Raw genomic sequence first — 20,727 nt, 5'->3', positions numbered from 1 at the left:
CAAAAAGGTTTTAGGAAACTCAATTTTCTATAAATCTATTTTACACATTATCCCCTTGTAAGAATAAAGGAAAACTCACTTCCTTTGTTTATCTCACTAGTTATACCCAATGCCGTATTATGCTGTTTTAAGAAATCGTGACAGATTAAAAGACCTGTACCGGAACCTATTTCACCATTTGTTCCTTTTTGAGTACTACCATAAATAGAATATTGCAAATCTTTAATCTGGCTCAGTTCTATACCAACACCTGAATCACAAACCTTAATAACTACTTTATCATTCAATATTACTGCATCTAAAGTAACTACTCCTCCTTTATGGCTGTATTTAATGGCATTACTTATTAGATTACGCAATACAGCAATAATGAGCTCTTTATTGCAAGAAACTAATAAATCCTTATCAATATTAGATTCTAATGTAATTGACTTTTGTGCGGCTTGAGTTTTAAATAAATCGATACTTTTTTCATAAATATCAATCAACAATTCTGGAGATTTACTTATTTCAGTGTTGTTCATTTGGGTTTTGCTCCACTGCAATAAGTTATCCAAGAAATCGTAGGTATTCCTAGTTTCTTGATAAAAAAGCTGCAAAACATTTGAATCTATCTCAATCTTTTTTTCCTCAGCTTCTCGTAACTTCACCTCAAAATAACCTAACATACTATTAAACGGTGTTCTTAAATCGTGAGATATAATAGCAAAGAAACGGTCTTTAACAGAATTAACAGCTCTTAATCTATCGTTTTGAAGATCAACTTTCCCTTTCTCATTTTCGAGTTCTTGCAGAGCTAGAAACAACTTTACAGATCTATTCTCTAATACATGTGCCGTTATACAAAAGAATAAAACGGCAGTTGCCAAATAAAAAACTGTTTTGGCAAATAAATTAGCATCCGTTATGTGCAGATCGTGCACCCAAAACGCAACCATACAAAAAGCAACACTATTTACAATTAATGAAACTGTAATAAAACGCTTGTCGCCTAATGAAACGCCCATTGATACTAATGTAATTAAAAATCCACCATAATAAGTTGCAGCATCTGGGCTATCTGAAGGTAAAAAAGAATACATTAACGGAATAGATATATTCATCACAAACAGAGCTATTCCGCTTATTATTTTATTATAAGCGTTAAAACTGCTATAGAAGGTTGAAATGAATGCAAATACCAATAAAGGAAACCCAAATAACAACCTAATTCTTAATACTGTTTCATATGAATTTCCAGTACCAAAGTAATCCATTAAACCAAATAAGGGATACCCAAGCATGAACATTAGGAAATAAAGCCTTATGTAGGGTAAGTTACTTTTGTATTGCCAAAGGTTAAATTGCTTACTCTGCTCTTTAGTGAGGTTTTTATTTGTGTGCATAGTTAGTTTTTAGCTGTACTCACATATGTGTATCAACACATATTATTTCTGCCAAAAATAATAATAAAAACATATTTAGCACCAAGTAAGTTATAATCAAAAAAATGACATAAAAAAAAAGCACCTCTAAAAGGTGCTTTTGTAAATAACTATTTTGTTTTAATTCGATAATTAACATCGGCTTTTCCTTTGCTTATGGATGTTAACTTACCTTTCAATAATCGTTTCTTCAATGGAGATAAATGATCTACAAATAATTTACCCTCAAGATGATCATACTCATGCTGAACTACTCTTGCAGCAAAACCTTCGAGAACCTCTTCCTTTAATTCGAAATTGATATCCTCGTATTCAATTTTTACTTTCGATGGTCGTTTTACTTCTTCCCTAATACCCGGAAGACTCAAGCAACCTTCTGATTCTGAAACAATTTCATCCTCATAAAAGTCCGTTATAATTGGATTAATATAAGTTCTTTTGAAACCAGCCAATTCAGGAAACTCCTCTCCCATTGGGTCTGCATCAATCACCATTAATCGGATAGGCTTACCTATCTGAGGGGCAGCTAAACCTATACCATCCGTATGGTACATTGTTTGCCACATATTATCAATTAAATCACTTAAACCTTCGTAGTCTTCATCTATTTCTTCGGCTACCTTGCGTAACACAGGATGACCATATACATAAATTGGATAAATCATATTCTAAAATTTCCTTTTTGTTCTAAATAAGATTGCAAAATTATTGTGGCACTTATTTTATCTACCATCGCCTTATCTCTACGGGCTTTCTTCTTTAATCCTCCATCAATCATTGCTTGAAATGCCATCTTAGAAGTTCCCCACTCGTCTACCCATTCAACATCTAAAGTCGGAAATTTGTTTTTTAGTCTATTATAAAAAGGCTTAATGTACTTCATAGATTCAGAATCGGTCCCATCATTTTGCCTAGCATACCCTAAAACAATCTTATCAACTTGCTCAGTGGCCATATACTTTTCAAGAAATTCAACTAATGTATGGGATGGAACAGTATCTAACCCATTGGCAATTATTTGCATTGGATCTGTAACTGCTACTCCAGTTTTCTTCTTCCCGTAATCTAAAGCTAATATTCTTCCCACATATATAATTTTAAGAGCGCAAAAGTAATAGTTTTAAAGGTATTCTATGTACTTAGATTCGATAAAATAAGTTTTACTTGTCTTTTAATATAGGAAACCACTTGCCATAAGACGCACAACGCCATAACCACTCTACTGGTCCAAATTTAAAATACTTAAACCAAATTGTACTAAATGCAATTTGAATAACTAAAATAACCCATGCTACATAATATATAGTTTCTAGAGTAAGCTTTCCAAAATACCCAAAGGCAATTACTGGATAAAATACTAATATCCCCATTACAGTATGCCCTACATATGAGGTTAACGACATACGTCCGTAATTTTTCAACCACTCCACCACTTTACTATTTGTAAATCGCTCAACAAATTTGGCTAATATACATATGTATGATAAACTTAAGCCTATCTGACCAAACTCGTGTAATACCCTATAAAGAACATTATTCCAGTCTCTAGAAAAACTAGCTACACTTCCTTTCATATTGATAGTAATAGTTGTAAATACAATACCTATTATTAAAAATGTAAGAAGGTTCTTGGTTTTAAGCGCTCCTTTTGTAAAGAATTCTTTATGATATAAGTATGAACCAAAAAAGAATAATCCTAAAACTTTAAATGGTCGCCCAGATGGAATAAAATCGTACCAACGCCAAAAAACATTATGCCAGTTTGTACTAAACGTTTTGAAGAACTCTCCTGATTGGAAACCTGCTACCACCGCCTCTGGAGACATATCTGAATACGTTTTTAGCGCAGCTTTTTCAATTACAGGAAGATCTTGTGCAAATGAATACATGTAAATAATATCCAATACTATTGGAAAGAAATATAAGCCAGCTCCTACTGCTAAAAACTTTTGAACAGGAATTCTTCTTAAGCCAATTAATATCATTCCCATAAGTGCATAAAGCATTAATATATCACCTGACCAGAAGAATGTATGAATAGAACCAATTAACAAGAGTAGCAGTTGGCGTTTAAAATAAAAGCCTGCAAATGAGGGATTATCTAAATTTCGGCTTAATTGCATATAAAATCCCACCCCAAAAAGAATAGAAAATATGGTGTAAAACTTAGTGTCAACCAAGAATGTAAGTATTTTATATAGAATTGAATCTACTTGGACATTGCCAAGTTCAATTATACTTTCAAATGGTAGAAACTTAATGCCACTCCAACTAAGAATATTGGCAAATAAAATACCCGTTAGGGCAAAGCCCCTTAATACATCTAAAAAGACAACTCTATCTTTGGCCGATGTCGGTTTTGAGGTAGTGCTCATACTAAAATTTATTTTTTTGAATTTATGACTGGATTTACAATTTAGGTAACAAGCCAAATTTACAAAGGTTTACATGAAAAAAGAGGTCATTTAACAAAAATAACCTCTTTTTAAATATTTAAAGCGAATTAATCCTCACTTAAGATATGGGCTTGCGCTGCAGCAACCCTCGCAATTGGCACTCTGTATGGCGAGCATGAAACATAATCCATACCTACAGAATTACAAAAACCTACTGAAGATGGCTCTCCTCCGTGTTCTCCGCAGATACCCACTTTTAAGCCTGGCTTAGCTGATCTTCCTTTTTTTGTACCCATTTCAACCAACTGGCCTACGCCTGTTTGATCGAGTACTTGGAATGGATCGTTTTTAAGAATTCCTTTTTCGATATAAATAGGGAGAAATTTATTGGCATCATCACGAGAATAACCAAAGGTCATTTGAGTTAAATCATTTGTTCCAAATGAGAAAAACTCAGCAAATTCAGCAACTTTATCAGCCGTTAATGCAGCTCTAGGAATCTCAATCATAGTGCCCACCATATACTCAATGGTATCACCAGTTTCTTCAAAAACGGTTTTAGCTGTTTTATTGATAATATCAGATTGCATTTTAAACTCTTCAACCGTTCCGATTAATGGCACCATTATTTCTGGCTTCGTAATTACACCTCGCTTCTTCAGAGCTATTGCTGCTTCTACAATTGCGCGGGCTTGCATTTCTGTAATTTCAGGATAAGTATTGCCCAATCTACAGCCCCTATGCCCTAACATAGGGTTGAATTCTGATAAATCTGACACTTTAGTTTTAACTTCTGCTAAGCTAATCCCCATTTCTTTAGCCATTTCTTGTTGTGCAGCTTCGGTATGAGGTACAAACTCATGTAATGGTGGATCTAGCAGACGAATAGTAACTCCATAACCTTGCATAGCTTCTAATATTCCTTCAAAATCAGATTTTTGATAAGGTAATAACTTAGCCAAAGCGTTTCTACGCCCTTCTTCATCCGACGAAAGAATCATCTCACGAACAGTTTTAATACGTTCTCCTTCAAAAAACATATGTTCCGTTCTACATAAACCAATACCCTCGGCTCCAAAACCTCGAGCCACTTTAGCATCCTTCGGTGTATCTGCGTTAGTTCGTACAGACATACGGGTATATTTAGAGGCAAAATCCATAATTGAAGCAAAATCACCATCTAAATCAGGCATTCGTGTTTTTACTTGTCCGGCATATACTTTCCCTGATGATCCGTTTAGAGAAATCCAGTCTCCTTCCCTGTAAATATCAGAACCAATTCGTAATGTTCGCTCTTTGTAATCAATTTTTAATGCTCCTGCACCAGATACACAACACTTACCCATCCCGCGTGCAACAACTGCGGCATGTGAGGTCATCCCGCCTCGAGCGGTAAGAATTCCTTTGGCAATAAGCATCCCTTCTAAATCCTCCGGAGATGTCTCAATACGCACTAAAATGGTGTTCTCATATTTATTGGCTTCGTCAGCGAAAAATATAATTTGTCCGGATGCTGCACCTGGCGAAGCTGGCAAACCTTTAGCTAGTTCGTTGGCACTACCAATTGCCTTCATATCAAATACCGGATGCAATAGCTCATCCAATTTATTGGCTTCAACGCGCATCAATGCTAACTTATCATCAATAATTCCTTCTCTGTATAAGTCCATGGCTATTTTCACCATTGCAGCACCTGTACGTTTGCCGTTTCTGGTTTGAAGCAACCAAAGCTTTTTATCCTGAACAGTAAATTCTAGATCTTGCATATCTTTATAATGCATTTCTAGCTTTTTCTGAACGGCATTCAATTCTTCAAAAACTTCGGGCATTGCCTCTTCCAAAGATGGATACATCATTACTCTATCCTCTTCTAAAATATCTTGCAACTTAGCCCACCTAATAGAACCTTCTTTAGTAATTTGCTGCGGCGTTCGTATACCCGCAACAACATCTTCGCCTTGAGCATTGATTAAGTACTCTCCATTAAACATATTCTCACCCGTTCCGGCATCCCTTGTAAAAGCAACTCCTGTAGCAGAATCATCGCCCATATTACCATAAACCATGGCTTGCACATTTACAGCAGTACCCCATTCATCAGGTATCCCTTCCATGCGCCTATATAGAATTGCTCTGTCATTATTCCAACTATCAAAAACTGCTAATATTGCTCCCCACAATTGCTCCCATGCACTCTCTGGGAAACCTTGTCCTGTTTGCTCTTTAACGGCTTCCTTAAAAAGAACTACCAATTCTTTTAAATCGCTAACATCTAAATCAGTATCTAAATCTACACCCTTTTCTAATTTAACGTCTTCCATTATTTTTTCAAAAGGATCTATTTCTTCCTTCGAAACTGGTTTCATTCCCAACACCACATCTCCATACATCTGCACAAACCTTCTGTACGAATCCCAAGCAAACCGTTCGTTACCCGATTTCTTTGCAATTCCGGCAACTGAATCTTCATTTAAGCCGAGGTTTAACACAGTATCCATCATCCCTGGCATAGATGCCCTTGCTCCTGAACGTACTGAAACCAATAAGGGATTATTTTTATCGCCAAAATTAGTTTGCGTTAGATTTTCTATTTTTGTAATTGATTCTTCAATCTCAGACTTTAATAACTCTAGGACTTTATCTCTGCCCAAGTCATTGTATTCAGAACAAACATCTGTTGTTATTGTAAACCCAGGAGGAACTGGAACACCTATTAAATTCATTTCAGCAAGATTAGCACCTTTACCTCCCAAGAGGTTTTTCATATCTGCTTTTCCTTCTGCTTCTCCATTTCCGAATGTGTAGACTCTTTTTACTGCCATAATCAAGGGATTTTAAATGTTAGAAAAATGAATATTGGGAATTATTTCTCGCTTACCTAAAGTACCCTATAGGGAATCGTTTTGAATACCTAACAAGAATACTTATGCTAATAAAGTAAGCTATTTTTTAGGAAAAATAAAATAGCTACAACAACTGATTACCATGCAAATATGAGCAATATCATAAAAAACTCAGCATACTGATAATTTATATTTATACTGAATAAAAATAAAAAAAGCCGACTGGAATAATCCAATCGGCATAGTATATAATTTTTATTTGTATATTATAGTGGGAATTGTTTGACTAGCTCTTTTGTCTTCATTAAGTAGTCAACATACTGAGCACGTTTGTAGGCAAAAGGTTCTTTTAATTTCCCTTTAGATAGTTTTCCTTTAAAATCTTCGAGTGACTCATAGCCTTTACTTTTCATCCAAATTTGCAAATCGTCGAGCATAGTTCCAATTTGCACTAATCCGTTTTTATAAACTGTACTTACTACTTGTGCCACATCGGCACCAGCCAAAAGCATTGTTATTAAATCATCAGCACTATGAATACCATTATTGGCGGCCAAAGAACTATTAACTTCGCCCGAGAGTAAACCAATATAACGCAACGCTAACCTATTATCATTAGCTGAACTTAAATTATAAGGCATTTTCAACTCTTCTTTATCGATATCAATATCAGGCTGAAATAAGCGATTAAATAAAACCAATCCATCTATTTTTTCAGCATCTATTTTTTTAATGAAGTTTAATACGTTTGAATAATATGGGCTTAACTTAACACTTACAGGAATCGACAAAGCTGCTTTTACTTTCTTTAAAATAGACAACTTCTCATTTTCAATTTCTTCAGAGGATTTATCCGAATCAGATATTGTATTGTAAAAATTAAGTTCTATTCCATCAACGCCAGTTTGTTCGATGTATTTAGCATATTCAACCCAACTAACATCGTAGGTACAATTTAAACTTGCAAAAACAGGAATACTTACCGCTTCTTTTATACTTTTTAGTTTAGCTAAATGGGCTTTAGGTCCGCTATGCTGAATGTTAGGAAATAAAGAAGTCATTTCGGCATTACGCTCATCATACTCATGCAAATCCTCTTCGAGCTCGGCCGCTTCTAAATGAATTTGCTCTTCGAAAAGCGATTTATATACCAAAGCAGCAGCACCAGCAGCTTCTAATTTCTTAGCCATTTCGGCATCCTTAATTAAATTACTTGCTCCTACAATAATGGGATTTTTGAGTTCAACCCCCATGTACGTTGTTTTTAAATTCATAGTAGACTGCGATTTATAAGTTTATAATGTAACTACCTAATTAACAGTAGGGGTGTGTTTTTGTTTAGTTTTTTGATGGAAAACTATTGCTTAAAAATGGTGATAGATCGTTATTAGATATTGAAAAAGGTTCAAAATAATTGCCGCAGAACAAAACTACACTGAGCGCCCCAGATAGAAGTGGCAGCCCTTATTTTAGAGGCGTAATAATGCTTGGTAAACGGATGCAACAATAGGAGCACACGTATTACTTAGCATTAGCAGCCTATAAATTAAGGACTAGAACGAATAGCTGGAAATTGGCGCCCAAATATTAACAAACAAAAAAAAGGCGCCCAAATTGGACGCCTTTATATTATAAATATGAAGTTTAATTACTTAACTACTTTGTAGCTTACGTCAGATAAACGCTTGTACGTGCTATAACGCCATTTTGCATTTCCTTCGGCAGCTGCAAATAACTCTTCAGCTTCATCAGGATACGCTTTTAATAAGGCTGTATAACGTACTTCACCCTTTAGGAATTCTTGGAATTTATCCCATTGTGGCTCTTTTGAGTCGTATACAAATGGGTTCTTTCCTTCGTCCTCTAACATTGGGTTGTAACGGAATAAGTGCCAGTAACCACACTCAACTGCTTTTTTAGACTCGTTTTGAGTACCACCCATACCACCTTTTAATCCGTGGTTAATACATGGTGAGTAAGCAATAATTAATGACGGTCCTGGATAAGCTTCAGCCTCTTTAAGAGCCTTGAAGTATTGCGCTTGGTTTGCTCCCATTGCTACTTGAGCAACATAAACATAACCATAAGTTGTAGCCATTAAACCAAGATCTTTCTTACGAATTCTCTTACCTGAAGCGGCAAACTTAGCAATTGCACCTAGTGGAGTTGCTTTAGAAGCCTGACCACCTGTGTTAGAATAAACCTCGGTATCCATTACTAGGATGTTCACATCTTGACCAGAAGCCAATACGTGGTCAACACCACCAAAACCGATATCGTAAGCCCATCCGTCACCACCAAAGATCCAAGTAGATTTCTTAACTAAGTAATCTTTAAGTGCGATAATATCTTTAGCAACTGGAGCATTTTCAGACTCAAGTGCAGCCATTACAGCTTTAGAAACAGCAGTAGTTTCGGCACCATTTTCTTTGTTAGCAATCCAGTTTTCGAATGCTACTTTAGTGTCAGCATTAACAGCATCAAGGTTTTCGTTCATTAAGCGCTCAATACGTTCGCGTAATTTGTTAACACCTGTTGCCATACCTAAACCGTACTCTGCATTATCTTCGAATAAAGAGTTAGCCCAAGCCGGACCTTTACCTTCAGAGTTTTTACAGTATGGAGTTGCCGGAGCAGATCCACCATAGATAGAAGAACAACCTGTTGCATTCGCAATCATCATTCTATCACCGTACAATTGAGTAATTAATTTGATATATGGAGTTTCTCCACAACCAGCACAAGCTCCAGAGAACTCGAATAATGGTTGAGCAAACTGAGAAGCTTTCACATTCATGTCTTTTTTCATGATTGAATCCTTCACAGCTACTTTTTCGGCCATATAATCCCAACGAGTAATTTCTTCGCGTTGCGTATCAAGAGGTTTCATCTCTAAAGATTTAACTTTAGATGGACAAACATCAGCACAGTTACCACAACCAGTACAATCTAGTGCAGAAACTTGAATTCTGTATTGTAAACCGTCGAAACCTTTACCGTTTGCTTTTTTAGTAGCAGTACCTTCTGGTGCTCCAGCTAATTCAGACTCGTCTAATAAGAAAGGACGAATAGCAGCGTGAGGACACACATAAGAACATTGGTTACACTGGATACAGTTATCTACTTGCCACTCTGGTACGTTTACTGCGATACCACGTTTCTCGTAAGCTGTTGTACCTGCAGGGAAAGTACCATCTTCAACACCTTTAAATGCCGATACAGGAAGATCGTCACCTTTTTGTGCGTTGATTGGGAATACGATATCTTTAATAAAAGCAGGAACTTCTTTCTCTTCTGCAACAACAGCAGCATCAAGCTTAGCCCACTCAGCAGGAACCTCAACTTGCGTTACGGCACCACCTTGCTCAACAGCTTTAAAGTTCATGTTAACGATATCTTCACCTTTTTTACCAAAAGATTTTACAATCGCTTCTTTCATTTTCTCAACAGCAAAATCGTAAGGAATAACCTCAGCAATTTTAAAGAATGCAGATTGCATAATAGTGTTGGTACGGTTACCTAAACCAATTTGCTCTGCAATGTTTGTTGCGTTGATAATGTAGAATTTAATATCGTTAGCAGCTAAATATTGCTTAACGTTGTTTGGTAAACGGTTTTGTGTTTCCTCAGCACTCCAAGTAGAGTTTAAAAGGAAAGTACCACCCTTTTTAAGACCTTTAAGCATATCGTACTGCGTTAAATAAGCAGGAACGTGACATGCAACAAAGTCAGGAGTGTTTACCAAGTAAGGTGCACGAATTGGAGTTTCACCGAAACGAAGGTGAGAAATAGTAATACCACCTGATTTTTTAGAATCGTATGCAAAGTAAGCTTGTGCATATTGATCGGTATTATCACCAATAATTTTAATTGAGTTTTTGTTAGCACCAACAGTACCATCAGAACCTAAACCATAAAATTTACCTTCGAAAGTTCCTTCTTGAGCGAAAGAAATTTCTTCTTTTAATGGAAGAGATTTGAATGTTACATCATCAACTATACCTAAAGTAAACTGATTTTTTGGCTCAGCTGACATTAAGTTTTCGAATACTGTAATAATATGAGTTGGAGTAGTATCTTTTGAAGATAAACCATAACGACCACCAATAATTTTTGGAGCGTTAGCTTTACCGTTAAATACCTCAACAATATCTAAGTATAATGGATCACCATTAGCTCCTGGCTCTTTAGTTCTATCAAGAACACAAAGGTTTTTGCATGAAGCAGGAAGTGCTTTCATGAAATACTCTGCAGAGAAAGGACGATATAAGTGAACTGAAATTAAACCTACTTTTTTACCTTGAGCATTTAAATAGTCAACAGACTCTTTAATTGTATCGGTAATAGATCCCATTGCGATAACAACATCAGTTGCATCCTCAGCACCATAATAAGTAAATGGAGCATACTTACGACCTGTGATTTTTGAAATCTCATCCATGTACTTAGCTACCATATCAGGAATAGCATCGTAGAATGAGTTAGCAGCCTCACGCGACTGGAAGTAAATATCTGGATTTTGAGCTGTACCTCTAGTTACAGGACGCTCTGGATTTAATGAGTTGTTTCTGAAAGCAGTTAACGCCTCTTGGTTTAATAAACCTTTGATCTCATCTTGCTCCATTAACTCGATTTTCTGAATTTCGTGAGAAGTACGGAATCCATCAAAATAGTGCATAAAAGGAATACGAGACTCAAGAGATGCTAAGTGAGCAATACCCGCTAAATCCATAACCTCTTGTACACTACCTGTTGCTAACATAGCAAAACCAGTTTGACGAGCTGACATTACATCACTGTGATCGCCAAAAATAGATAATGCTTGAGCGGCTAATGAACGTGCACTAACGTGAAATACACCTGGTAAAAGTTCACCAGACATTTTATACATGTTAGGGATCATTAATAAAAGTCCCTGTGAAGCAGTAAATGTAGATGTTAATGCACCAGCCTGAAGCGAACCATGCATTGCACCAGCAGCACCAGCTTCTGATTGCATTTCTTCTACCTTAACAGTTTCTCCGAAAATATTTTTTCTGCCAGCAGCTGCCCACTCATCAATGTACTCTGCCATTGTTGATGAAGGCGTAATAGGATAAACTGCAGCAACTTCGCTGAACATGTAAGCGATGTGTGAAGCGGCGTAATTACCATCACAGGTAATGAACTTCTTTTCTTTAGCCATTTTGTTTAATATTTTAGTTTTACTACTATTAATAATTATTCTAAACAATTGAATATCAGTACTTAAATTTACACATTAATACTGATAATATCTACTCTATTAATATAAAAACCCAAAGAGCCACAAAGGAATAACTCCCCTTGAACCTGTTTCGATCATATCTTTAGCTATAATAAAATTCTTATTCTCACTTAGGTTAGTTTGTTGCTTCTCACAGACAAAAAAGTGTTTCTCATTATTCACTAAAAAATCAGCAAAATCAGAAGAAACAATATCAGTACAACATCCTAACTGATTATAGAAAAATGTTTTATGCAATACATTTTTTTCAATATTCCCACGCATCAAAGCATACATTAGGTTTGGATTATGCAAATATACCTTTGCTGGTTTCTTTTGCATATCCTCCTTACCATCGTATAATAACTTAATCAAACGAGCTTGTCTGAGGTAATACAAGTAATTCATTACAGTAGCTCTCGATGTACCAACATCACTACTTAGTTTACTAACATTAGGTTGGAATGGTGCCGATTGTGCCACCGTAAATAATAACTTACGTAAGCGCGGTAAATACTTCAACTCAATCTGACGGAGAAAACTGATATCAATTTCAAGAATAAAATTGATACTCTTCATCAAGCTTTCACTATAGTTTGAATTATCAAGATAAAAAGGATAATAACCAAACTTTAGGTAATCATTAAAATATGCTAGCGGGCGAACTTTTGCAACAATCTTTTTAGTGATTTCTTCATGGTTTTCTAACAATTCATCCAATGTATACGATTGAAATGACTGCCCTGTTTTAAGTTCTAGAAACTCACGAAATGAGAAACCCTCTAATTTATAAGAATGCACAATACCGCGTAAATGAGGATTCTCCTCTCTTAAACGCATTACGGTTGACCCGGAAAAAATAATTTGAAGATCCTCAAAGTGATCGTAACAATAACGAAGTTCCTCCGACCAACCCGGATATTTATAGACTTGGTCTAAGATTAAAGTTTTGCCTCCAGTTTTTCTGAACTCATCAGCAAACTCAGTTATTGTATGCTCTGTAAAATATAGATTATTAAGATTCACATATAAACATGATTTACTAAATCCATAATGCGATTTAGCAAAATCGAGAATGAAGTTGGTTTTACCAATTCCTCTAGTTCCCTTAATTCCAATAAGTCGATGGGTCCAATCAATTTCATCCATCAACTTTCTCCTCATGGGAACATGAAGATTCTCTAATAAATAATTGTGTGTCTCTATAAATGAATTCACCTAAATAATTCGCTAGTTTACGCAACAAATATAAAACTGAAAATATATAAATTGCAATCTCGACATTACAATTTATCTAAAAACATGTAATTTATACTTAGTAAAAATAAGGATAAGGTGTAACTTGAATTACGCATTTTTTTCTTTAATTAAAAAAAGAGCATAAAAAAAGGCTACTCAAAAAATGAATAGCCTTTCTTATATTATTTATTTAGGTTTATTATCCTAAATATGATTTTAGTAATTTACTTCTAGACGTATGTCTTAAACGGCGGATTGCTTTTTCTTTAATCTGACGAACACGCTCACGTGTTAATCCAAAACGCTCACCAATTTCTTCAAGAGTCATTTCTTGTGTTTGTATTCCAAAGAATAACTTTACAATATCACTCTCTCTTTCAGTCAATGTTGCTAAAGCACGTTCGATTTCTCTTGCTAAAGATTCATTTATTAATGCTTTATCAGCATTTGGAGAATCTCCATTTACCAATACATCTAATAAACTATTATCTTCTCCTTCAACAAACGGTGCATCAACAGAAATATGACGTCCAGAAACCCTTAAAGTATCTGATACCTTATCTACAGGTAATTCAAGCTTATCTGCTAATTCTTCAGGAGATGGCTTACGCTCATTCTCTTGCTCAAATTTAGAGTATGCCTTATTGATCTTATTAAGAGATCCAACCTGATTCAAAGGTAAACGCACAATTCTTGACTGCTCTGCTAAAGCTTGAAGAATTGATTGACGAATCCACCACACAGCATATGAGATAAATTTAAAACCACGAGTTTCATCAAACTTCTCTGCAGCTTTAATCAATCCTAAGTTACCCTCATTAATCAAATCGGGCAGGCTTAATCCTTGATTTTGGTACTGTTTCGCTACTGAAACCACAAAACGTAAGTTAGCACGAGTTAATTTTTCTAAGGCAATTTGATCACCTTTCTTAATTCGTTGCGCTAACTCAACCTCTTCTTCAACTGTGATTAGATCTTCTCTACCAATTTCTTGCAGATATTTATCTAAAGAGGCGCTTTCGCGATTAGTAATTGATTTTGTTATTTTTAACTGTCTCATATTCGTTCTCCAAATTGTGGCGCAAAATTAAACTTTTTATTACAATAAAGCAATAATAAGTACCGCAAACATTAAAGGACTACTCTTCTTCCAAATTAATGGCATAGTAAGCAACCTGACCACTAGGGTAAATACCTGTTATAAACAAACCTTCATCCGTAGTTGCTATTGCACGTTTAATATCTGATATACTTTTTATTGGAATTCGATTGGCTTTTAATATTATAAACCCATCTTCTATTCCACTCATCTTAAGCTTTCCTTCTCCTAGGCTTGCAATCTTCATACCATAATTAACTCCGAGTCGAGCTTTTTCTTTTTCTGTAAGAGCTACAAATTCACCTCCTAGTAGGTCAGAAACACCTTTGTTTTCTTTGACTATTTCTGTGGAACCATAACTATTACGTAAAATTACATCAAAATGTTTTCTTTTTCCATCCCTTTTTACAATTAATTTTATTTTATCTCCAGGACGGTGTTGACTAATCTTCTCAATTAGTTGCGAATTAGTGTTAACAACTACTCCATCAACGCTAATAATAACATCGCCTTTTTTAATGCCAGCTGCGTCAGCACCACCATTTACAGTGACAGCATCTACATAAACACCTTCAACTTCATTTAGCCCAAACTCTTTTGCAATATCAGAAGTAACCCCTACTATTTGAACTCCAATAAATGCACGCTGCACCTCTCCAAATTCTTTTATATCATTAACTACCTTTTGCACAATAACAGATGGCACTGCAAACGAATATCCTGTGAAAGATCCAGTTTGAGAAGCAATCGCTGTATTAATTCCGATTAACTCTCCACTAGTATTTACTAAAGCACCCCCACTATTACCTGGATTAACCGCAGCATCAGTCTGAATAAAAGATTCAATGCCCATCGGTTGGTTTTTATTAGCAAGGATATTAATACTACGCGATTTTGCACTAACAATCCCTGCTGTAACAGTTGATGTTAAATTAAAAGGATTACCTACAGCTAGTACCCACTCTCCAACTTTAATATCATCGGAATTTCCGAAATTTAAATAAGTCAATCCCGTTTGCTCAATTTTTAAAACGGCAATATCTGTAGTAGGATCGGTGCCAACTAATTTTGCGATGAAAGATTTTCTATCATTTAAAATAACTTCAATCTCATCAGCACCATCAATTACGTGGTTATTCGTAACTATGTAACCATCCTCACTTAAAATTACTCCTGAACCAGAACCCATAACAGGTCCCCTATTGGGCATTCCGCCTCTGGGTCCGAAAAAGAAATCATAAAAAGGATTTCCATAGTTAGAATCTGAAGAATTTGAATTCTGCTTTGTCATAACATGAACCACAGCCTCTACTGACTTTTCTGCAGCTAAGGTAAAATCTAAACCTCCACCAGCTTGTGGCCCCGACATATTAATACCTGCAAAACGAGCTGCTGGCATTACTTGTTGCTGTACTTCTACAATATGTTTCTCTGGCTTATAAAATGATACAAATGTATAAACCCCTATTATACCGCCCATTACTGCAGCTAGAAATACGAAAAAAAACTTTTTTACATTCATAACTTATTGTTTTAGTGTGCTATTAGCAAGCTAATTATTAAATATTCTTTTAATGTCAATACTTTTCTCTGACACCAAAATTGGCAAAATATATGCCTTTATAATAAGTATAGAATAACCTTAACTTAATTTTAACTGATTTTTATCTAACTTTGTTCAATAATTCTATGATTAAAACTCCGAAATTAAATAAGTCTTTTCAATAAAATTGATTCAAACTATTTCCCTAATTAACAATATTATATAGTACAAAACAGTAATAACAGAATAGGATAATAAGCACATGAATATATCGTTTTACAAATATCAGGGTACCGGTAACGACTTTGTAATTATAGACAATAGAAATGGTCATTTTGACAGTAAAAATGTTAAACTTGTTAACTTTTTATGCGATCGAAGGTTTGGAATTGGTGCTGACGGCTTAATGCTTCTTGAAAGTAATGCTGATGCCAACATTGACTTTACTATGCGCTATTATAATAGTGATGGAAACGAAGCTTCAATGTGCGGTAATGGAGGTAGATGTATTGCAGCATTTGCTGTTCATCAGGATGCAGTAGGTAACAAAGATAAATTCTACTTTGATGCTGTTGATGGCTTACATGAAGCTAGCTATAATAATGGAATTGTAAGTTTAAAAATGACCAATGTTGATCACATAACAGAGGCTGAGAATCATTACTTTTTAGACACAGGCTCTCCTCACTATATAAGCCATCAAAACAAGGTTGATGAAACTGATATTGTAAATTATGGTAGGGAGATACGATACTCAGAAGCTTTTAAACCAGGTGGCACTAATGTAAACATTGTGCAAGAAGTTGCAGCTGATCACATTAAGGTAAGAACTTACGAAAGGGGTGTTGAAGATGAAACTTTATCCTGTGGTACCGGAGTGGTTGCTTCCGCAATTGCTACATACATGAAAAACAAGGAATGTATGGATTTTAATATTGATGTTAAAGGTGGTAGACTAAACGTAAGTTTTACCACAGAGGATGACAAAAACTTTTCAGAGATTTGGTTAACAGGTGCAGCTACCTTTGTTTTTAAAGGTGAAATTGAAGCCAATATATAATACTAATAAGCCTTACCTGAAAATCAGGTAAGGCTATATTGTTTAAAAAACCTTCTGAAGCAAAGCTGTTTTATTAACTACATCTTCTGTTATAGCATATACTGAGATGGTGGCCCCTGATATGGCATCTATATTTTTATCTACCTTTAGGTCAACTTCTCCATTATATCCTATAAATTGTTTAAGCCATCCCTTCGCAGTCACCTCTTGCCCATGAGTTGCGGCATAATTAAACACCTTTACTTGCTTAACGCTTATATCTTGATCAAACAAAATAAAATAGTCGAAATACTCCGAACTTGCATCGGATAAACTACCAGATGATATTGAACATCCACCAGCTCTACAACTATTTACACGCCCTATATAAATATATTTATAAGGTGAATTTAACTCTTGTGTAATGCTATAAAATTTACCAGAGACAGTATTATCTTTTAATATTGAATCAGCTACACTTAACTCCTTAACATTATCAATATTGTTCACCCCTGATTTTTGAAGTGTTTTAATTAAGCTTTTATGTCGGTAATTTATATCACTCTGACAGTATGCCGAAATTCCTAAATTTAGAATTGCTAATAGAATAAATAGTTTCTTCAGATTCATTTAAATTGTATGGTTAAAACATTACACCTACACCTAAGTTTAAGGTTTTTGAATATTCATCATCTACTCCTGATTTAACAAACTGAACATCAGCTTTAGCTACTGCTCCTTTTGTTAATGTAAGTGTTAAACCAGTTGTGATAGCATTTTTCTCATAAGCTAAATTCTTTTCTATGGTATCATCAACTGAATTTTGTGTATCGAAAAATTCATATCTAATAAAAGGTACTAACTGCTTACTTGTTTTTGCCGATCTTAATACATCGTATCCGATCTCGGCATAATATCCGATCATAGAACTACCTACATCATTCAGTTCGCCATCAATTCCTGTAAAGGCATTATATTCTTTTGTATTTGATAACGATGAATAATACAACTGACCTCTTAACTGCAAACCTCCCAATTTATATCTAGCATCAGCACCTAACATTGAGATACCCACCACAGATGAGTCTGCCATTGCTACAGCATTCTCATCATCTTTTTGAACCCCATCATAAAGCGCACTTTGTGTTTTTCCGAAATAAGCAGATAAACCAACATTAAGTCCACGGATACCGTAATACTCAACTTTACCTGAAAAATTAGGAGAACTAACATAAGCTTCCGCTCCCTTTTGTCTACCTTTTCTTAATCCATTTTTACCGCTAACTTTTGCTTCTCCATCATAACCATTAAAACCATTAACTATATATAGTTGATACTTTAAAGATGCGGGAAGGATATTGCCAGTAATACCTGCACCTATTTCGCGCCAAGTTGTTGGCGCGATATACTTATCAACCAAAGGACGTTCAACTCCATTAAAGGTAGTTGGCTCATGATACTCATTAATAATACCCATCGGTATCAACATTAATCCACCTCTTAAATTAATAAAACTATTTAATTTATGCTGCAAGAAAGCTTGCTCTACATACACTTCTTTTACGTGTTCAAACTCTAGCTCACTAACAAATTGTGTTTTCTTACTAAAATTATATCCTAGTAACATTACTACCCTATGCACATCTAATAATCCATTAGAGTGAACACCCGATTGTAAAGGCTGATTATAGTGGACTTCGCCATATCCACCTACAACTAATTTATTATCTTTTAAAAGTAGATTGTCAGCTGAATTAGTATAGAAGCTTGAAATACTATCGGAAACTTGAGCTTGGATTAAATTGCATGCTATTCCTAATAGGAGAAATAATACTGTTTTTTTCATTACGTGATTTATGTTTATAGTTTGATACAAAATTACGTTTAATGCGCTCTAGCCCCAATCCCCATTATTGGGTAATTATTTAGAGAAATTCCTTATAAAATCCCCACAAATAGGGATTGCGTAATTGATTACTTAAATAGATAGATGTATATTATTTAATCTGCAGAACTAGTTTTATTAAAGTATCTTTGCAGCATGACATCAATATATAAAAACAAAGAAGCCATACTTAATAAGCTAGGAATTGAAGCCTTAAACGATATGCAAAACGATGCAAGTAAGGCAATACAATCGAGTGAAGAAGTTGTTTTATTATCGCCCACAGGAACCGGTAAAACACTTGCATTTTTGCTTCCTATCATTGAACAGCTTGACCCAGAAAATAAGGACATTCAAGTTTTAGTTCTTGTTCATTCAAGAGAGTTAGCCATACAAATTGAACAAGTAACTCGTGAAATTGGAAGTGGATACAAAACAAATGCTGTATATGGAGGTAGAGCTGGAAATAAAGATAGGGCTGAACTAAAACATGCTCCTAGTATATTAATAGGAACTCCAGGTAGAGTTGCAGACCACATCCGAAGCGGTGTAGTAGATGCAGAAACAATCAACTTCCTTGTGTTAGATGAATTTGACAAATGTTTAGAGGTTGGATTCGAAAAAGAAATGAGTGAGATTTTAGGAGCTCTTCCTTCATTAAAAAGAAAAGTTCTGACCTCTGCAACGCAGAAAGTTAAGATCCCTGATTTTGTAGGTCTTACTAAGCCCAAAACACTAAACCTACTTAAAGCAAGCACCAATAAATTAGTTATTAAAGTAGTAACCGCATCCTCTAATGATAAATTAGAATCGTTGGGTCATTTACTATCCACTTTAAATGAAAAAACTGGAATTATATTCTGTAATTTTAAGGATACCATACATGTAGTTCGTGACTTTTTAGAAGTTAAAAACGTTGACCATGCAGTTTTTTACGGAGGACAAGAGCAAGTTGACAGAGAGCGCTCATTGGTTAAATTCAGAAATGGCACAAATAATATATTACTAGCAAGTGATTTAGCTGCTAGAGGTATTGATGTACCTAACCTTGATTTTATAATCCACTTTCAATTGCCAGGAAGACCTGATGAGTTTATTCATAGAAATGGCCGTACGGCAAGGATGAATAGTGACGGAACTGCTTATATATTAAAAACAGCAACAGAAGAATTACCCTCTTTTGTAAAAGATGCTGAAGCTATTAGCATTAAACCACAATTTAAAATAAATGGTAGTTATTGGCGCACCCTATATATTAGTGGTGGCAGAAAAGATAAAATATCAAAGGGAGATATTGCAGGATTATTTTTCAAACAAGGAAATTTGGAGAAAAATGAATTAGGCACAATAGAAGTTAAACAAGATTATTCCTTTGTTGCTGTCCCCCGCAAAAAAACACATCAACTGATTGCTGAATTAAACAACTCGAGAGTTAAAAAGAAAAAGGTAAGAATAAGTTTATTACAATAACGATTAGCTCTGCTAATAAATCAAGAAGCTCATGAGAAGGTTCATGAGCTTTTCTTTTATAATTCAATCCTATTAAAGAAGTAATTTAATCTCATCTAAATCTTATGTTAAAAGTACGATTACAATTAAGACTTGAATATTATTTAAGCATATCTTGCGGATATAAGTAACCATTAAAAATAATATTCAATAGTAAGATTAAAAAAAATGCAGCTAAAATTCTGACTTTATAAGAGATAAGAAATATCCTATATTAAAATACTAATTTTATTGCTTTCAAAGTTTGCAACTTTACAAAAATACACTACTTTTGCATCCGCATTAACGAAAACGAATCGTGATGTATTAAGGAGATTCAGTAGCTCAGCTGGTAGAGCACATCCCTTTTAAGGATGGGGTCCTGGGTTCGAACCCCAGCTGAATCACTTAGATTAAAATTAAAATACAACTCGACAAGTTCGAGTAAGAAGGAGATTCAGTAGCTCAGCTGGTAGAGCACATCCCTTTTAAGGATGGGGTCCTGGGTTCGAACCCCAGCTGAATC

14 protein-coding genes and 2 tRNA genes are annotated in these 20,727 nt (G+C 35.0%); 4 read left to right on the top strand and 12 right to left on the bottom strand.

The window, feature by feature from the left end; genetic code table 11:
- Window positions 1–47: 47 nt before the first annotated feature.
- From QMO11_RS00080 to QMO11_RS00035, 10 genes are all read right to left on the bottom strand, one after another.
- Entirely contained in the window at window positions 48–1,385 is a 1,338-nt protein-coding gene (locus QMO11_RS00080) for a sensor histidine kinase (RefSeq protein WP_075603776.1), read from the bottom strand.
- A gap of 149 nt (window positions 1,386–1,534) precedes the next feature.
- Window positions 1,535–2,089, bottom strand: coding sequence for a peptide deformylase (gene def, locus QMO11_RS00075; RefSeq protein WP_068474947.1), 555 nt, complete (start codon window positions 2,087–2,089; stop codon window positions 1,535–1,537).
- Window positions 2,086–2,511, bottom strand: a complete 426-nt coding sequence (gene ruvX / locus QMO11_RS00070; RefSeq protein ID WP_068474944.1) for a Holliday junction resolvase RuvX — start codon at window positions 2,509–2,511, stop codon at window positions 2,086–2,088. Before ruvX ends, def begins: the two co-directional genes overlap by 4 nt.
- Before the next feature lie 73 nt (window positions 2,512–2,584).
- Window positions 2,585–3,799 (bottom strand): DUF418 domain-containing protein, encoded by a 1,215-nt coding sequence (locus tag QMO11_RS00065; protein ID WP_282035451.1) that lies wholly within the window; start codon window positions 3,797–3,799, stop codon window positions 2,585–2,587.
- A 128-nt stretch (window positions 3,800–3,927) separates the two neighbouring features.
- The gene (gene ppdK / locus QMO11_RS00060; RefSeq protein ID WP_282035450.1) at window positions 3,928–6,642 is read right to left on the bottom strand and encodes a pyruvate, phosphate dikinase; all 2,715 of its coding nucleotides are present in this window, start codon (window positions 6,640–6,642) and stop codon (window positions 3,928–3,930) included.
- Between the two features lie 287 nt (window positions 6,643–6,929).
- On the bottom strand, window positions 6,930–7,937 hold the full coding sequence (locus tag QMO11_RS00055; protein WP_282035449.1) for a dihydroorotate dehydrogenase-like protein: 1,008 nt from the start codon (window positions 7,935–7,937) through the stop codon (window positions 6,930–6,932).
- A 374-nt stretch (window positions 7,938–8,311) separates the two neighbouring features.
- The gene (nifJ, locus tag QMO11_RS00050; RefSeq protein ID WP_282035448.1) at window positions 8,312–11,848 is read right to left on the bottom strand and encodes a pyruvate:ferredoxin (flavodoxin) oxidoreductase; all 3,537 of its coding nucleotides are present in this window, start codon (window positions 11,846–11,848) and stop codon (window positions 8,312–8,314) included.
- 99 nt (window positions 11,849–11,947) lie between these two features.
- Window positions 11,948–13,072, bottom strand: coding sequence for an ATP-binding protein (locus QMO11_RS00045; RefSeq protein WP_282035447.1), 1,125 nt, complete (start codon window positions 13,070–13,072; stop codon window positions 11,948–11,950).
- 274 nt (window positions 13,073–13,346) lie between these two features.
- A complete protein-coding gene (locus QMO11_RS00040; RefSeq protein WP_068474927.1) occupies window positions 13,347–14,207 on the bottom strand; it encodes a sigma-70 family RNA polymerase sigma factor in 861 nt (286 codons plus the stop codon).
- A 79-nt stretch (window positions 14,208–14,286) separates the two neighbouring features.
- A complete protein-coding gene (locus QMO11_RS00035; RefSeq protein ID WP_282035446.1) occupies window positions 14,287–15,768 on the bottom strand; it encodes a Do family serine endopeptidase in 1,482 nt (493 codons plus the stop codon).
- 283 nt (window positions 15,769–16,051) lie between these two features.
- Between QMO11_RS00035 and dapF the strand changes: the two genes are divergently transcribed.
- Entirely contained in the window at window positions 16,052–16,849 is a 798-nt protein-coding gene (gene dapF, locus QMO11_RS00030; RefSeq protein ID WP_282035445.1) for a diaminopimelate epimerase, read from the top strand.
- A gap of 42 nt (window positions 16,850–16,891) precedes the next feature.
- On the opposite strand, the gene QMO11_RS00025 is transcribed toward dapF, so the two are convergent.
- Both QMO11_RS00025 and QMO11_RS00020 read right to left on the bottom strand, forming a co-directional pair.
- Window positions 16,892–17,458, bottom strand: coding sequence for an FMN-binding protein (locus QMO11_RS00025; RefSeq protein ID WP_282035444.1), 567 nt, complete (start codon window positions 17,456–17,458; stop codon window positions 16,892–16,894).
- Between the two features lie 13 nt (window positions 17,459–17,471).
- Window positions 17,472–18,674: a hypothetical protein gene (locus QMO11_RS00020; RefSeq protein ID WP_282035443.1), complete on the bottom strand. Its 1,203-nt coding sequence runs from the start codon at window positions 18,672–18,674 to the stop codon at window positions 17,472–17,474.
- Between the two features lie 195 nt (window positions 18,675–18,869).
- On the opposite strand from QMO11_RS00020, the gene QMO11_RS00015 reads away from it, so the two are divergent.
- The 3 genes from QMO11_RS00015 to QMO11_RS00005 all read left to right on the top strand — a co-directional run bounded on the left by QMO11_RS00015 (window position 18,870) and on the right by QMO11_RS00005 (window position 20,727).
- Window positions 18,870–20,183 (top strand): DEAD/DEAH box helicase, encoded by a 1,314-nt coding sequence (locus QMO11_RS00015; RefSeq protein ID WP_282035442.1) that lies wholly within the window; start codon window positions 18,870–18,872, stop codon window positions 20,181–20,183.
- A 352-nt stretch (window positions 20,184–20,535) separates the two neighbouring features.
- Window positions 20,536–20,608: transfer RNA gene (locus tag QMO11_RS00010), tRNA-Lys, on the top strand.
- Window positions 20,609–20,655: 47 nt separating this feature from the next.
- Window positions 20,656–20,727 (top strand) — tRNA-Lys (locus tag QMO11_RS00005).

The sequence above is a fragment of the Saccharicrinis aurantiacus genome (assembly GCF_947489045.1).
GTDB classification, from domain to species: domain Bacteria; phylum Bacteroidota; class Bacteroidia; order Bacteroidales; family Marinilabiliaceae; genus Saccharicrinis; species Saccharicrinis aurantiacus.
Note: the sequence above shows the minus strand (reverse complement) of the source record. Positions and strands in the feature narration are given on the sequence as shown.

Bases quoted from the DNA above. Each gene is read 5' to 3' on its own strand.
- QMO11_RS00080 (WP_075603776.1), bottom strand. From the start codon at position 1,385: ATGCACACAAATAAAAACCTCACTAAAGAGCAGAGTAAGCAATTTAAC.
- def (WP_068474947.1), bottom strand. From the start codon at position 2,089: ATGATTTATCCAATTTATGTATATGGTCATCCTGTGTTACGCAAGGTA.
- QMO11_RS00065 (WP_282035451.1), bottom strand. From the start codon at position 3,799: ATGAGCACTACCTCAAAACCGACATCGGCCAAAGATAGAGTTGTCTTT.
- ppdK (WP_282035450.1), bottom strand. From the start codon at position 6,642: ATGGCAGTAAAAAGAGTCTACACATTCGGAAATGGAGAAGCAGAAGGA.
- QMO11_RS00055 (WP_282035449.1), bottom strand. From the start codon at position 7,937: ATGAATTTAAAAACAACGTACATGGGGGTTGAACTCAAAAATCCCATT.
- nifJ (WP_282035448.1), bottom strand. From the start codon at position 11,848: ATGGCTAAAGAAAAGAAGTTCATTACCTGTGATGGTAATTACGCCGCT.
- QMO11_RS00045 (WP_282035447.1), bottom strand. From the start codon at position 13,072: ATGAGGAGAAAGTTGATGGATGAAATTGATTGGACCCATCGACTTATT.
- QMO11_RS00040 (WP_068474927.1), bottom strand. From the start codon at position 14,207: ATGAGACAGTTAAAAATAACAAAATCAATTACTAATCGCGAAAGCGCC.
- QMO11_RS00035 (WP_282035446.1), bottom strand. From the start codon at position 15,768: ATGAATGTAAAAAAGTTTTTTTTCGTATTTCTAGCTGCAGTAATGGGC.
- dapF (WP_282035445.1), top strand. From the start codon at position 16,052: ATGAATATATCGTTTTACAAATATCAGGGTACCGGTAACGACTTTGTA.
- QMO11_RS00025 (WP_282035444.1), bottom strand. From the start codon at position 17,458: ATGAATCTGAAGAAACTATTTATTCTATTAGCAATTCTAAATTTAGGA.
- QMO11_RS00020 (WP_282035443.1), bottom strand. From the start codon at position 18,674: ATGAAAAAAACAGTATTATTTCTCCTATTAGGAATAGCATGCAATTTA.
- QMO11_RS00015 (WP_282035442.1), top strand. From the start codon at position 18,870: ATGACATCAATATATAAAAACAAAGAAGCCATACTTAATAAGCTAGGA.